This is a genomic window from Methyloversatilis universalis EHg5 (genome assembly GCF_000378945.1).
Lineage (GTDB): Bacteria > Pseudomonadota > Gammaproteobacteria > Burkholderiales > Rhodocyclaceae > Methyloversatilis > Methyloversatilis universalis_A.
In genome coordinates, this window is the sequence record NZ_KB900539.1 from 432,763 (window position 1) to 446,726 (window position 13,964).

A 13,964-nucleotide genomic window follows, 5' to 3' on the forward strand; every position below is an offset into this window, starting at 1 on the left:
TCGCGGAGATACACCGTGGCAACAGCTCGCTCCCGCAGGACGCGGTAAGCAGGAAAGGCGTGCAGCTTGATTCATCTGGAACGACTCCGGACACGCGGCGGGCGCGGTACCGCTGTTAACGGTGGCCGCGCCAGGAAGTTGATTGCGCTGCAGCAAAGACGGTGATTATACGCCGGCCGTGCAGCGCATCCGCTTCACTCCGCCGTCTGGTGCTTCAGCGCTTCGCGCGAGTGGTCGCTGGTCTTTTCCTTGTGCTTGAGCACCTGGCGATCGAGCTTGTCGATCAGGTTGTCCAGCGTGGCGTACATGTCTTCGCTTTCGGCTTCGACGAAGATGTCCTTGCCGCGCACATGCAGCGTGACTTCCGCCTTCTGTCGCAGCTTCTCCACCGACAGGATCACGGAAACACTGGTCACGTGGTCAAAGTGGCGGATCACGCGATCGAGCTTGGACTCGATGTACTCGCGGATGGCCGGGGTGACTTCAAGGTGATGGCCGGTGATGGTGAGGTTCATGCTGCCTCCTTTCGTTACGGGACGAAAAATGCGGGGCGATCCGTATCAGATCGCCTTGCGCACGCTGACCGGCGGGATGTTCAGGGATTCGCGGTACTTGGCGATGGTGCGCCGCGCAACCACGATGCCCTGCTGGCCCAGTATTTCCGCGATGCGCGAGTCCGACAGCGGGCGCTTGGCATCCTCGGCGCCCACCAACTGGCGGATGAGCGCGCGGATTGCGGTGGCCGAGCAGGCCCCGCCGCTTTCGGTTGCCACATGGCTTCCGAAGAAATACTTCAGTTCGAACAGGCCGCGCGTGGTCGCCATGTACTTCTGCGAGGTCACGCGCGAAATGGTGGATTCGTGCAGTTCCAGCGTTTCGGCGATTTCGCGCAGCGTGAGCGGCCGCATCGCCACTTCACCGAATTCGAAGAACTGGCGCTGGCGTTCGACGATGGCCGCCGATACCCGCAGGATGGTGTCGAAGCGCTGCTGCACGTTCTTGATCAGCCACTTGGCTTCCTGCAGCTGGCCGGACAGGCCGCTGCCGCGCTGGCCCTGCAGGATTTCCGCGTACAGCCGGTTGATGCGCAGCCGCGGCATCGCTTCCGGATTGAGCATGGCGGTCCAGTGGCCGCGCACCTTGCGCACCACCACGTCGGGCACGATGTAGCGGGCGTCGATCGGCGCGAACTGGGCACCCGGACGCGGGTTCAGCGAACGGATCAGCGACTGGGCTGCGCGCAGCAGTTCCTCGTCGCAGCCGACCGCGCGGCGGATCTTGGCGAAATCGCGGGCGGCCAGCAGATCGATGTGCAGATCGATGATGACGCGTGCCAGCGTGGACACTTCGTCGGTCGGCAGCGCCTTGAGCTGAAGCAGCAGGCATTCGCGCGGGTCACGCGCGCCGACACCGACCGGATCGAAATTCTGCAGCTGGCGCAGCGCGATCGACAGATCGTCGAGATCGATGTCCTCTTCCGGCGGCAGCAGGTCGACCAGCTCTTCCAGCTCCTGATTCAGGTAGCCGTCGTCGTCCAGTGCCTCGATCAGCAGGCGGATCAGCGAGCGGTCGCGTTCGCACATCTGCGACAGCGCGAGCTGGCTGCACAGGTGGTCGCGCAGCGAAGTGCCGGCGGCCTGTACGTCCTGGTAGTCGCCGTCGTCGTCATCGCCGCCGCTGCGCGAGCCGTAGCTGCCGCTCTCGCCGGACCAGTCGTCCATATCGCCGCCGACCGGGCCGTCCTGCGGGCCGCTGTCCGCGGGCGCTTCGCTGACTTCGGACGGGCCGCTTTCGCGTTCGCGCGTGTCGCCACCCATGCTGTCAGGGGGCGGCTGATAGCTCGCTGCCTCGCTGTCGTCGCGCTCCAGCATCGGGTTCTCGTCCAGGAAGCGTTCGATCTCCTGGTTGAACTCGATGGTCGACAGCTGAAGCAGCCGGATGGACTGCTGCAGCTGCGGTGTCAGCGCGAGATGCTGGGAAAGTTTGAGTTGCAGCGACTGCTTCATGGTTACCGGTTCTGGCCGTCGTCTACAGGCGGAAATGCTCGCCGAGATAGACCTTCCTGACGCTTTCGTTATACACGATTTCTTCCGGCCGGCCGCTCGCCAGCACCTCGCCGGCGTTGATGATGTAGGCGCGGTCGCAGATGCCCAGGGTTTCGCGCACGTTGTGGTCGGTGATGAGTACGCCGATGCCGCGATCCTTCAGGAAGCGGATGGTTTTCTGGATGTCGATCACCGCGATCGGGTCCACGCCGGCGAACGGTTCGTCCAGCAGGATGAAGCGTGGCGAAGTGGCCAGCGCACGGGCGATCTCGACCCGGCGGCGCTCGCCGCCGGACAGCGCGGCAGCCGGGCTCTTGCGCAGGTGGGCGATGCCCAGTTCGTCCAGCAGTTCGTCCAGCCTCGCCTTGCGGCGGGCGGCGTCCTTCTCGTTCAGTTCCAGGATGGCGAGGATGTTCTCTTCGACGTCCAGCTTGCGGAATACTGAATTTTCCTGCGGCAGGTAGGACAGACCGGCGTGCGCGCGCCGGTGTATCGGCAGATGGGTGAGCCGCTCGCCGTCCAGCTGTATCTCGCCGCCGTCGGCGCTGACCAGGCCGACGATCATGTAGAAACAGGTGGTCTTGCCCGCGCCGTTCGGGCCGAGCAGACCGATCACTTCGCCACTGCCGACTTCGAAGGACACTTCCTTCACCACCGGGCGCGACTTGTATTTCTTGCGCAGCCTCTCGACCTTGAGCAGGCTGGCGGTCCGGTTCTCACTCATCTTGTTCGGGCTGTTCGCGCAGTACCTTGTGAATGCTATCGGCGGAAAAGCCGCGTGACTGCAGAAATCTGGCCTGTTTCGCCCAGCTTTTCGCATCCGTCGGCCGATCGTCGAACTTCTTCGCCCACACCGCACGGGCGCGGGCATGCTCGTCCTGTTCGACCGAAGCCAGCGCCTCGCCCACTTCGCTGTCCGGTATGCCGCGCTGCTTCAGGTCGTGCAGCAGCCGGCGGGTACCGAAGCGGGCCGCACGTGACGCCACGAACTGGCCGGCGAAACGTGCGTCCGACAGCAGACCGCTGTCTTCCAGTCGGGCGAGCAGTGTGGCGATCGCTTCGTCGTCACCGTCGTCGCGCAGCTTGCGCGTCAGTTCGGCGCGGCTGTGTTCGCGCCGCGCGAGCAGGCGCAATGCCTTCTCGCGCAGCGCGTCGCTCACGCAGCGTCCGCCTTGCTGTCAGGCGCGATCACCGCCAGTTCAGGCATGGTGCAGGCCACGCGCACCTTGTTCTCGATTTCGCGGGCCATGGCCGGATTGGCGCGCAGGAATTCGCGCACATTGTCCTTGCCCTGACCGATGCGGTCGCCGCTGTAGGAATACCAGGCGCCTGACTTCTCGATGAACTTGTGCAGCACGCCCAGTTCGATGATTTCGCCTTCGCGCGAAATGCCCTCACCGTACAGGATGTCGAATTCGGCCTGCTTGAACGGCGGCGCCACCTTGTTCTTGACCACCTTCACGCGGGTTTCCGAGCCGACCACTTCTTCGCCCTTCTTGATCGCGCCGGTGCGGCGGATGTCCAGGCGGACCGAGGCGTAGAACTTCAGCGCATTGCCGCCAGTGGTGGTTTCCGGATTGCCGAACATGACGCCGATCTTCATCCGGATCTGGTTGATGAAGATGACCAACGTATTGGTGCGCTTGATGTTGGCGGTCAGCTTGCGCAGCGCCTGGCTCATCAGGCGGGCCTGCAGGCCGGGCAGCGAATCGCCCATTTCGCCCTCGATTTCCGCCTTCGGCGTCAGTGCGGCCACCGAGTCGATCACGATGATGTCCACACCACCCGAACGCACCAGCATGTCGGCGATTTCCAGCGCCTGTTCGCCGGTGTCCGGCTGCGAAATGAGCAGGTCGCTCACATTGACGCCCAGCTTGCCGGCGTACTGCACGTCGAGCGCGTGTTCGGCGTCGATGAAGGCCGCGGTGCCACCCAGCTTCTGCATTTCGGCGATCACCTGCAGCGTGAGCGTGGTCTTGCCGGACGATTCCGGACCGTAGATCTCGACCACCCGGCCGCGCGGCAGGCCGCCGATGCCGAGCGCGATGTCCAGTCCGAGCGAGCCGGTCGATACCGCCTGGATGTCGTTCTCGAGCTGGCCATCGCTCATGCGCATGATCGAGCCCTTGCCGAACTGCTTTTCGATCTGCGCCAGCGCTGCGGCGAGCGCCTTGGCCTTGCTGTCGTCCATGCGTAATCCTTTCGTCTGAATGCGGTCGATTATGGCACAGTTCTTGCCACGGGGTCTTGCGGCGTCGCACCCAGCAAAGCCAGGAGCACGGCCAGTGTATGACATGAGGATTGTCGGCGGACCGCTTCGCGGTCACCGTCGAAGTGCCGGGTTTCGGTACGGGTGCGGCCGTCGGCCAGCGCCCAGCCGAAGCACACGGTGCCCACCGGCTTGCCCGGCACCGCGCCACCCGGGCCGGCAATGCCAGTGATGGACAGCGCGGCCGTCGCGTCCGAATGCGCGAGCGCCCCGCGCGCCATCTCCAGCGCCACCGGCTCGCTGACCGCGCCGTGCGCGTTCAGCGTCGCTTCGGCGACCCCCAGCATGCGCTGCTTGGCGGCATTGGAGTAGGTGACGAAGCCGCAGTCGAACCAGGCCGAACTGCCCGCGGTGGCGGTGACGATTTCAGCCACCCACCCTCCGGTGCAGGATTCTGCTGTGGCAAGTATCCCGCCTGCGGCCTGCAGCGCGGCCCCGATTTCGGCCGACAGTCTTTCCAGTTCAGCGTCCATCGCCGTCCTGCATCAGAAAATCGCGCCGTACAGCCGCCAGGCGACCGCGATCGAGGCGGCGGCGAACACTGCGGCGATCACGTCGTCCAGCATGACGCCGAAGCCGTGCTTCATGTTCACATCCACCCAGCGCGCCGGGGGCGGCTTGAAGATGTCGAAGAAGCGGAAGGCGAAGAAAGCCAGCAGCTGCCACCAGAAATTGACTGGCGTCACCCACAGTACCAGCCAGAAGGCGACGATTTCGTCCCACACGATGGCGCCGTGATCGGGTACGCCCAGTACCCGGCCCACCCGCTGGCAGCAGGCCGAGCCCAGCGCGAAAGCGACCAGCAGGAAAAGCGCGAACGCGCCGTCGGAGAACGAGGGCTTGATCAGCAGGTAGAGCGGCCACGCGGCCAGCGTGCCCCAGGTGCCTGAAGCGTAGGGAATGAGGCCGCTGCCGAAACCGCAGGCCAGCATGTGGGCCGGATGGACCAGAAAGCCGGGGCCGGGATAGGGCGTTTTTGTTTTCAGTTTCATGGTGCGCAGGCGGGCTGCCGGATCAGGAAAAATGGTCGTAGCCGCGACGCACCACCGGCAGCGGTCGGCCGGCGTCGTCGATCAGTTCAACACCGCTTCCGGCCCGCAGTTGGCCGATGCGGTTCAGCGTCAGGCCGAGACGGGCGGACAGTGCGGCCAGCGCCGCGTCGGCGGCAGGCGGGGCGCAGAACAGCAGTTCGTAATCGTCGCCACCGGCCAGCAGCGCGTCACTGACCGCGGCCGGATCGGCGCAGGTGGCGTCGAGCGCGGCCCGGGGCAAGGCGGCATCCTCGACCTCCGCGAGCAGACCGCTGGCCGCCGCGATGTGACCCAGATCGGCCAGCAGGCCGTCGGACACGTCGATCATCGCGGATGCGATGCCGTTGAGCGCCGCACCGAGTGCCACCCGCGGCTGAGGCTGTTCGAGTGCGGCGATGCAGTCGGCGCGCGCAGCGGGCGCCAGCGTGAGCCGGCCCAGCAGATCCGCCAGACCGAGCGCCGCCCGGCCCGGCTGGCCGGACACCCAGATGCGGTCACCGGCCTGCGCACCGCCGCGGCGCACCGCACGGCCGCGGGCCACCTCGCCGAAGGCGGTGACGCAAAGATTGAGCGGGCCGCGGGTGGTGTCGCCGCCGATCAGATCCACGCCGAAGGTGTCCGCACAGTCGAAAAAGCCGGCAGCGAAGGCGGCCAGCCAGTCGTGATCGACGCCGGGCAGCGACAGCGCGAGCGTGACCCAGCGCGGCGTCGCGCCCATCGCGGCGACGTCGGACAGATTGACCGCAAGCGTCTTCCAGCCCAGGCGGTGCGGATCGGTGTCGGGCAGGAAGTGGGTGCCGGCGACCAGCATATCGCTGGTGATCGCCAGTTCGTGGCCCGGCGACGGTGAAACCAGCGCACAGTCGTCACCCGGGCCGAGCGCGGCGGCCCGCATCGGCCGCACGAAGTACCGGCGGATGAGGTCGAACTCGGGGCTGGGGGCGGCAGTGTGGCGCGTGGTGCTCATGCGGGCACTCCGGCCGGCGCGTCAAAGCTGTCTGAAGCGCCCGCGGCGCACACCGCACGCATCGTTTGTGGCGCTGGAGCGGGATCAGCCGCGCGGGCGGTTGCGCGCCGCTTCGACCTCGACCGCGCGCAGCGCCGGCGCGAGCTTGTCCAGCACGCCGTTGACGAACTTGTGGCCGTCGGCGCCGCCGAATTCCTTGGTCAGCTCGATCGCTTCGTTGATCACCACCCGGTAGGGCGTTTCGATCATGTGCGCCAGTTCGTAGGTAGCCACCAGCAGGATGGCGTGCTCGACCGGCGACAGCTCTTCGACCTTGCGGTCGATCAGGCCGGAGAAATGGCCGCGCAGCGTCTCGGCATTGTCCAGCGCGCCATTCAGCAGCTGGCGGAACAGCTTGCGGTCGACCTTGGAAAACCCGGGGTCCTCGCTGAGGTGGGCGTCGATGGCCGGTGCGTCGTTGCCGGACAGCAGCGACTGATAGATGCCCTGCACCGCGTATTCGCGGGCGAGGCGGCGGCCGGACTTGCGCGGGGCGTCGGGTTTGGTGTCCATGGTCATTCGGTCAGCGTGGCGAGCAGGCGCGCCATTTCGACCGCGGCTCGGGCACAGTCGCTGCCCTTCTCGTGCATGCGGGCGATCGCCTGATCGTCGTTTTCGGTGGTCAGCACGCCGTTGGCGATCGGCACGCCGGTCTTGAGCTGGATGTCCGCCACGCCGCGCGCCATTTCGTTCGACACGATCTCGAAGTGGTAGGTCTCGCCGCGGATGACCGCGCCGAGTGCGACCAGCGCGTCGTACTTGCCGGACAGCGCAAGGCGCTGCAGCACCAGCGGCAGTTCCAGCGCGCCGGGCACGGTCACGATCAGCGTGTCGGCCGGTGCCACGCCCAGCTTGCGCAGTTCGTCGCAGCAGGCGGACAGCAGGCCGTTGCCGATGTCCGGGTTGAAGCGTGCGGTCGCGATCGCGACGCGCAGGCCTTTGCCGTCGAGGTTTTCCTCGATTTCGGGGATGTCGTTGAAGCGGGGCATGTCGATGTCCGTGTCAGTTGTTCATTGCGCTGGATGAGGGCGCCGCGCCATCCGCCGGGCCGCCCCAAGGATGGGCGCAGCCCCCTCGGGGGGCAGCGAACGGAGTGAGCGTGGGGGCCAACATCTCAGTCTTGCAGGTAGCCGGTCAGTTCGAGATCGAAGCCGGCCATGCTGGGAATCTTGCGCGGGCTGGCGAGCAGCCGCATCTTGCGCACGTTCAGCGAGCGCAGGATCTGCGCGCCGACGCCGAAGGTGCGGGCGTCCCAGCGTACCGCGGGTGCTGCCGTCGGGTCGGTGAGCAGGCCGCGCAGATCGGCGTCGGTTTCGGTCCGGCGCAGCATGACGATGACGCCGCTGCCGGCTTCGTTGATCAGCTGCATCGCGCGGTCGATGCTGAAGCTGTGGCGGTCGTTGCCGGCATCCAGGAAGTCGAGTACCGAAATCGGCTCGTGCACCCGCACCAGGGTTTCGACTTCGGGCGTGATGTCGCCCTTCACCAGCGCCAGATGGATTTCGCCGGTGGTGGTGTCCTCGAAGCCGTGCAGCGTGAAGCGGCCGTAGGCATTGCTCACCTCGCGCTTCGACACTTCGCGCACCAGCGCTTCATTGGCGGCGCGGTAGGCGATCAGGTCGCGGATGGCACCGATCTTCAGGCCGTGTTCGGCGGCGAATTCGATCAGGTCCGGCAGGCGCGCCATGGTGCCGTCGTCCTTCAGGATTTCGCAGATCACGCCTGCGGGCTCCAGCCCGGCCAGCTGGGCCAGGTCGCAGCCGGCTTCGGTGTGGCCGGCACGGATCAGCACGCCGCCTTTCTGCGCCTGCAGCGGGAAGATGTGGCCGGGCATCACGATGTCTTCCGGCTTGGCGTTGCGGGCAACCGCGACCTGGATGGTACGGGCGCGGTCGTGGGCCGAAATGCCGGTGGTGACGCCGGTAGCGGCTTCGATCGATGCGGTGAAGGCGGTGCCGTGCGGGGTGCGGTTGTCGCGCACCATCTGCTTCAGGCCCAGCTGGGCGCAGCGCTCTTCGGTCAGCGTCAGGCAGACCAGACCGCGGCAGTGCTTCACCATGAAATTGATGGCCTCGGGGGTCACGAATTCGGCGGCGAGCACCACGTCGCCCTCGTTTTCGCGATCTTCCTCGTCGACCAGGATGACCATGCGGCCTGCCTTGATGTCGGCGATGATGTCCTTGACCGGCGCCAGTGCGCTCATTTGTGTGTGCCCTCTGCAGACATCATGCGCTCGGCGTAGCGGGCGATGAGGTCGATTTCAAGATTGACCCGGCTGCCTGCCTTCAGGCTGCCGAGCGTGGTGACCTGTACCGTGTGCGGAATCAGGTTGATCGAAAATTCGCAGCCGTCGTCGACGTCGGCTACGCGATTCACGGTGAGGCTCACGCCCTGAATCGTGATCGAGCCCTTGCGGGCGATGTAGCGACCCAGCGCCTGCGGCGCGACGATGACCAGTTCGTGCGATTCGCCGATGCGCTCGAAGCGGCGCACCGTACCCACGCCGTCGACGTGGCCGCTGACCAGATGACCGCCGAGGCGGTCGGACAGGCGCAGCGCCTTTTCCAGATTCACTTCGCCCGGCGCATCCAGGCCCACGGTGCAGTCCAGCGTTTCCTTCGATACGTCGAACTGCGCGTTGCGGCCGTCCATGCCGATCACGGTCAGGCACACGCCGTTGTGAGCGATCGAGTCACCGAGCGCGACGTCGTCCAGGCCGAGGCCGGCGGTGTCCACGGTCAGGCGGACGCCCTGTTCAAGCGGGTCGATGCGGGTGATGCGGCCGACGGCGGCCACGATGCCGGAAAACATGGGAAGGTCGATGCGGGGAAAGGAAGCGGGATTTTACGCGATCAGCGGGCGCTGCTGACGGCCGCGATGCGGTCCAGCGTCGCAACGAAGCGCTCCGGCGGCACAAAACCCACAGTGCGCACCGATTCGACCTCCCGGCCAGCGCTGAAGAACAGCGTACCCGGCGGTCCGTACAGGCCGAAACGCTGGAGCAGTGCCTGATGTGCCGGGTCGTTGCCGGTCACGTCGGCTTTCAGCAGCGTGAAACCGGCCAGTTTCGCGCGCACGGCCGGATGGGCGAAAGTGTCGCGCTCCATTTCCCGGCAGCTCACGCACCAGTCGGCGTAGATGTCCAGCATGACCGGGCGGGTGCTGGCCGCCAGCCGGGCGTCCAGTTCGGCCACGCTGCGCACCGGCTCGAAAGCCGGTCCGGCTTCGGCCGCGGCGCCGCTGCGCAGCACCGAAAGCGGCTGCAGCGGATCGCGCGACCCGGCAGCAGCACCGATCAGGATGCTGGCGCCGGCCAGCAGCGCGATCACGCCCACGCCCTTCCACAGCCGCTGCCACCCCTTCGCGTGTGCGGGCAGCGGGTCGAGCGCGTGCAGATGCATGCTGGCGCCGATCAGCAGCGCGGCCCATGCCAGCATCACCAGCAGGCCGGGCAGCACCGGCTGGGCGATCCAGATCGCGGTGGCCAGCAGCAGCACGCCGAAGAAGCGCTTTACGCCCTCCATCCACGGGCCGGTATGCGGCAGCAGCGAACGCGAGGCGACACCGACCGCGATCAGCGGCGCACCCATGCCCAGCGCCATGGCGAACAGCGCCAGACCGCCGAGCGCGGCATTGCCGGTCTGCGCGATGTAGAGCAGGGCGCCGGCCAGCGGCGCGGCGACGCAGGGACCGACGATGAGCGCCGACAGCGCGCCCATCGCGACCAGCCCGCCGACCGAGCCGCGGCGGTGATTGGCGCTGTCGGACAGCCGCGACTGCAGTGCGGTCGGCAGCTGCAGTTCGTACAGGCCGAACATGGACAGCGCCAGCGCGACGAACAGCAGCGCGAAGCCGCCCAGCACCCAGGCGTTCTGCAGCGCGGCCGACAGCAGCGTGCCGGACAGCCCGGCCGCCACGCCGACCGCAGCATAGGTCACCGCCATGCCCAGCACGTAGGCGGTCGACAGCGTGAGCGCGCGTCCGCGTGTCACCTGCGCGCCGTGGCCGACGATGATGCCGGACAGGATGGGCACCATGGGCAGCACGCAGGGGGTGAAGCACAGCAGCAGGCCGAAGCCGAAAAAGCAGGCGACCACCCAGGCGGGGTGGCCGTTTTCGAGCAGGCGGCGGGCGAACGAGCCGTCGTCGGCGGTCGGTGCCCCGCTGACGTCGGCTTTCGAGGCAGCGGGCGGCGTTTCGCTGGCAGGGCCTGCCGTCTGCGCCCGCAGCCTGTCCAGCAGCCCGCGCCCTTCCGGGTCGCTCGCCGCCCACACCCGCTCGCCCGGCCGGGCCGGATCCAGCCTGACCGTCTGTTCGGTCGGCGGATAGCACACCCCGGCATCGGCACAGCCCTGGGAACTGACCTTGAGCGTGACCGGGCTGCCGCCGGCGGCGGTCAGCGGCAGCAGTACTGGCAGGCTGCCGCGGTGCACCTCGACTTCGCCGAAAATCTCGTCCTTCTTGCGGCTGCCCGGCGGGATGTCCGGCACGCCGAGCACCGCCTGTTCGGCCGCGAAACCGAACTTGTCGCGATACAGGTAATAGCCGTCGGCGATGTCGAAGCGCACTTCGACCGTGTTGCGGTCGATCACCCGGGCCGACAGCCTGAAGGCCTGTTCCAGCGGCAGCAGTTCGGGGCCTGCACGCAGGGCCGGGCTGGCCAGCAGCGCCAGCCAGACCAGCAGAATGCGCATCAGCATGGTTCGTCCGCTCCGCCGCAGCCGGCGTCCACCCACTGCAGATAGGCCGGCAGGCCGCGCGTCACCGGCAGCGCGATGATTTCCGGCAGGTCGTAGGGGTGCAGTGCGCGCAGCGCCGCTTCAAGCCCGGCGTAGGCGTCGGCGGTGGTCTTGATCGCCAGCGGCACTTCGCTGGCGTCTTCCAGCGCGCCCTGCCAGACATAGACCGAGCGCACCGGCGCGCCAATGCTGACGCAGGCGGCGTGGCGGCCTTCGACCAGCGCACGTGCGATGCGCGCCGCGGTGTCGGCGTCGGGCAGCGTGGTCAGTACCAGCAGCGCGCTGGGCAGGCCGGCGCTCATTGCCCGGCCGGTGCGGTGGCGCGCCACCAGCGTTCGATCAGCTGGCGCAGCACATGCAGCTTGCCGTGGAAGAAATGGCCGCTGTCGCCCAGTACCGACACCGGCAGGCTCTGCGGCGCCGCCCAGGCCAGCACGTTGGCGAGCGGCACGACCTGATCGCGCTCGCCATGGATCACCAGCGCGTCCTCGCGCACCGGGCCCGGTGCGTAGTGCCGTATGCCCTCGACGCTGCCGGCGGCCAGGCCGACCAGCACCATGCCGGCCACCGGCCGGCCGTTCTCGGCCAGCCGGTCGGCCACGCGTGTGGCGACGAAGGCGCCGAAGGAGAAGCCGGCGACGATGACCGGCAGGTCGCCGTAGGCATTCAGGCCATGCTCGATCACCGCCAGCTGGTCGTCGGTTTCGCCGTGGCCTTCGTCATGCGTGCCTTCGGTCGCGCCGACGCCGCGGAACTGCGAGCGCAGCGTGACGCAGCCCAGCTCGCGCAGCGCGCGCGCCACGGTCACCACCACCTTGTTTTCCATGGTGCCGCCGAACAGCGGGTGCGGATGGCCGATCAGCGCCAGTGCGCGGGGCGCGTGGTCCGGCTGCTCGGCCAGCACTTCGATGCCGCCGACCGGGCCGGCGATGACCGTGCGGTCGGACTGGATGCGCGCGTTCATCAGACTTTCAGCCGCTCGACCACGCGGCCGTGCTGCAGGTGTTCGGCAATGATTTCGTCGATGTCCTCGCGGTCGACATAGGTGTACCAGACCGCTTCCGGGTAGACCACCATGACCGGCCCCTGATCGCAGCGGTCCAGACAGCCGGCCATGTTCACCCGGGTTTTGCCTTCGCCGGACAGACCCAGCGCCTTGACCCGCTGTTTGGCATAGTCGCGCAGCGCCGAGGCGCCGAGCGCGGCGCAGCACTGTTCGCCTTCGGCGCGCTGGTTGCAGCAGAAGAATACGTGGTGCTTGAAGTGACTCATGAGCGTGCGGTTCCGGTGAAAGCGTGATTATCGGTGATCGTGCGCCGCGTGGCGGCCCCGGCTTTCCTTCAGTTGCAAAGCCATCAGGTAGGGCAGCGCGAAATAGGGCCACAGCGCCGACGTGAGCCGGGTCAGGCCGCTGAAGTTGAAGAAGTGGCCGGCCCGCCAGGCGTCTGACACGGCCGACGGGTAGGGGTTGTCCGGCGCCAGATTGACCAGGGCCACACCGGCCAGCAGCGCCAGCGCAGCGACGCCGAAGCGCAGCGACAGCGGCAGCCACAGCGCGACGCGCAGCGCCAGCGTGCCGGCCGCCAGTCCGGCCAGCGCGCCCGGCGTCATCCACAGCCAGGCGCCGCCGTCCGGCACCAGCACCGCGCCCGAACCGGCCTTCACCACCAGCGCGATGCCGAAGGTGCTGCCCAGCAGCCACAGACTGCGCGCCCGCATGGTGTGCCAGCCGATCACGCCCACGCTCACCATGGCGCACACGCAGGCGCCGATCTCGACCGCGCGGTAGCGCCGCTCGGTGAAATCGACCGGCGCCTCCAGCCCGAACAGGCCGCGCAGGTCGCCCAGGCCGAACAGCGGCGTGTCCGGGTCGATCTGCGCCAGCCACCACAGGAACAGCAGCAGCAGCGCGAATTCGCCGATGTGGCCGCGCACGATGCGCCGCGTGCGCCAGCGCGCCAGCAGGCCGCCGTGGCCGAGCAGAGGCCCCCAGCGCAGGCCCAGCAGCGCGCCGAACGCGCCGCCGACGGTATTGGAGGCGACATCCAGATTGGACGGCACCCGGCTGGGCAGGAAGTGCTGCAGCACTTCCATCGACACCGACAGCCCGCAGGACAGCAGCACCGCCGTGCCGAAGGCCGCCGCGCGGCGGTGGCCCGGGGTCAGCGCCGCCACCGCCAGGAAGCCGAGCGGCAGATAGCCCAGCGCGTTGGCGATCACGTCGAAGCGTGTCCAGTAGCGCGGCCAGGGGGCGAGCAAGAAGCCGAACAGGTCGCCGCCGGCGTCGCGCACCGGTCCCATCGGGTGCAGGCTGGCGTAGGCGATGAGCAGCGTCCACAGCAGCGCCAGATTGCGCGCGAGGTGGGTGGTGTGCGGCGAGGCCGGGCGGGGCGGTCGGGTCATGTCACGATGCCTGCGATGAGGGCATAGCGGGCGCCCTTGCCCAGCGCCATCATGAAGGCGCTGCGCAGCGGCGGCAGCCGCAGCCAGCCGGCGGCGATGCACAGCGCGTCGCCGATCAGCGGCACCCATGAGAGCAGCAGCGCCGGCGTACCGTGCCGCTGCAGCAGCGCCAGCCGGCCCGGCAGTTCCTTGCGCGGGATGAAGCGGCCCATCGCGTAGCTCACCATGCCGCCGGCGGTATTGCCGGCGGTGGCCAGCAGCAGCGCGGTATCGCGCTGTTCCGGGTGGGCGAGAAGCACCGCCAGCAGCACCGCTTCCGAACCGCCGGGCAGCACGGTCGCCGACAGGAAGCTGGCGGCCGCGAGCCCGGCCAGGCTGGCGTCGGCGCCCGGCATGAAGTCCATGCTCAGCACCGGCCGGCGACCGCCATTTGCCCACGGCGCGCGCGCGCTGCTAGGCTTGCAGGCTTGC

18 protein-coding genes are annotated in these 13,964 nt (G+C 68.0%); all 18 read right to left on the bottom strand.

The window, feature by feature from the left end; genetic code table 11:
- Positions 1-194: 194 nt before the first annotated feature.
- Entirely contained in the window at positions 195-515 is a 321-nt protein-coding gene (gene hpf / locus METUNV2_RS0101930; protein ID WP_018227831.1) for a ribosome hibernation-promoting factor, HPF/YfiA family, read from the bottom strand.
- 45 nt (positions 516-560) lie between these two features.
- On the bottom strand, positions 561-2,006 hold the full coding sequence (locus METUNV2_RS0101935) for an RNA polymerase factor sigma-54 (RefSeq protein WP_018227832.1): 1,446 nt from the start codon (positions 2,004-2,006) through the stop codon (positions 561-563).
- Between the two features lie 22 nt (positions 2,007-2,028).
- Positions 2,029-2,769 carry an LPS export ABC transporter ATP-binding protein gene (gene lptB, locus METUNV2_RS0101940; protein ID WP_018227833.1) on the bottom strand — a complete coding sequence of 247 codons (741 nt, stop codon included), beginning with the start codon at positions 2,767-2,769 and terminating at the stop codon, positions 2,029-2,031.
- Entirely contained in the window at positions 2,762-3,205 is a 444-nt protein-coding gene (gene recX, locus METUNV2_RS0101945; RefSeq protein ID WP_018227834.1) for a recombination regulator RecX, read from the bottom strand. Before recX ends, lptB begins: the two co-directional genes overlap by 8 nt.
- Positions 3,202-4,236, bottom strand: coding sequence for a recombinase RecA (gene recA / locus METUNV2_RS0101950; RefSeq protein WP_018227835.1), 1,035 nt, complete (start codon positions 4,234-4,236; stop codon positions 3,202-3,204). Before recA ends, recX begins: the two co-directional genes overlap by 4 nt.
- 29 nt (positions 4,237-4,265) lie before the next feature.
- Entirely contained in the window at positions 4,266-4,787 is a 522-nt protein-coding gene (locus METUNV2_RS0101955) for a CinA family protein (protein WP_018227836.1), read from the bottom strand.
- Positions 4,788-4,799: 12 nt separating this feature from the next.
- Entirely contained in the window at positions 4,800-5,246 is a 447-nt protein-coding gene (locus tag METUNV2_RS0101960; protein WP_036271159.1) for a phosphatidylglycerophosphatase A family protein, read from the bottom strand.
- An 82-nt stretch (positions 5,247-5,328) separates the two neighbouring features.
- Positions 5,329-6,312 (bottom strand): thiamine-phosphate kinase, encoded by a 984-nt coding sequence (gene thiL / locus METUNV2_RS0101965; protein ID WP_018227838.1) that lies wholly within the window; start codon positions 6,310-6,312, stop codon positions 5,329-5,331.
- A gap of 84 nt (positions 6,313-6,396) precedes the next feature.
- Positions 6,397-6,870 (bottom strand): transcription antitermination factor NusB, encoded by a 474-nt coding sequence (gene nusB / locus METUNV2_RS0101970; protein ID WP_018227839.1) that lies wholly within the window; start codon positions 6,868-6,870, stop codon positions 6,397-6,399.
- Entirely contained in the window at positions 6,867-7,340 is a 474-nt protein-coding gene (gene ribH / locus METUNV2_RS0101975) for a 6,7-dimethyl-8-ribityllumazine synthase (protein WP_008064208.1), read from the bottom strand. The genes nusB and ribH overlap by 4 nt, the downstream gene beginning before the upstream one ends.
- A gap of 125 nt (positions 7,341-7,465) precedes the next feature.
- Entirely contained in the window at positions 7,466-8,554 is a 1,089-nt protein-coding gene (gene ribBA, locus METUNV2_RS0101980; RefSeq protein WP_018227840.1) for a bifunctional 3,4-dihydroxy-2-butanone-4-phosphate synthase/GTP cyclohydrolase II, read from the bottom strand.
- Positions 8,551-9,162 (bottom strand): riboflavin synthase, encoded by a 612-nt coding sequence (locus tag METUNV2_RS0101985; RefSeq protein WP_018227841.1) that lies wholly within the window; start codon positions 9,160-9,162, stop codon positions 8,551-8,553. Before METUNV2_RS0101985 ends, ribBA begins: the two co-directional genes overlap by 4 nt.
- 41 nt (positions 9,163-9,203) lie before the next feature.
- Positions 9,204-11,051 (bottom strand): protein-disulfide reductase DsbD, encoded by a 1,848-nt coding sequence (dsbD, locus tag METUNV2_RS0101990; protein WP_018227842.1) that lies wholly within the window; start codon positions 11,049-11,051, stop codon positions 9,204-9,206.
- On the bottom strand, positions 11,045-11,392 hold the full coding sequence (cutA, locus tag METUNV2_RS0101995) for a divalent-cation tolerance protein CutA (RefSeq protein WP_026187799.1): 348 nt from the start codon (positions 11,390-11,392) through the stop codon (positions 11,045-11,047). The genes dsbD and cutA overlap by 7 nt, the downstream gene beginning before the upstream one ends.
- Positions 11,389-12,054: an alpha/beta hydrolase gene (locus tag METUNV2_RS0102000; RefSeq protein WP_018227844.1), complete on the bottom strand. Its 666-nt coding sequence runs from the start codon at positions 12,052-12,054 to the stop codon at positions 11,389-11,391. Before METUNV2_RS0102000 ends, cutA begins: the two co-directional genes overlap by 4 nt.
- On the bottom strand, positions 12,054-12,362 hold the full coding sequence (locus METUNV2_RS0102005) for a (2Fe-2S) ferredoxin domain-containing protein (protein ID WP_018227845.1): 309 nt from the start codon (positions 12,360-12,362) through the stop codon (positions 12,054-12,056). Before METUNV2_RS0102005 ends, METUNV2_RS0102000 begins: the two co-directional genes overlap by 1 nt.
- A 27-nt stretch (positions 12,363-12,389) precedes the next feature.
- A complete protein-coding gene (locus tag METUNV2_RS0102010; protein ID WP_018227846.1) occupies positions 12,390-13,493 on the bottom strand; it encodes a VanZ family protein in 1,104 nt (367 codons plus the stop codon).
- Positions 13,490-13,897: a YqaA family protein gene (locus METUNV2_RS0102015; RefSeq protein ID WP_018227847.1), complete on the bottom strand. Its 408-nt coding sequence runs from the start codon at positions 13,895-13,897 to the stop codon at positions 13,490-13,492. The genes METUNV2_RS0102010 and METUNV2_RS0102015 overlap by 4 nt, the downstream gene beginning before the upstream one ends.
- Positions 13,898-13,964: the final 67 nt, after the last annotated feature.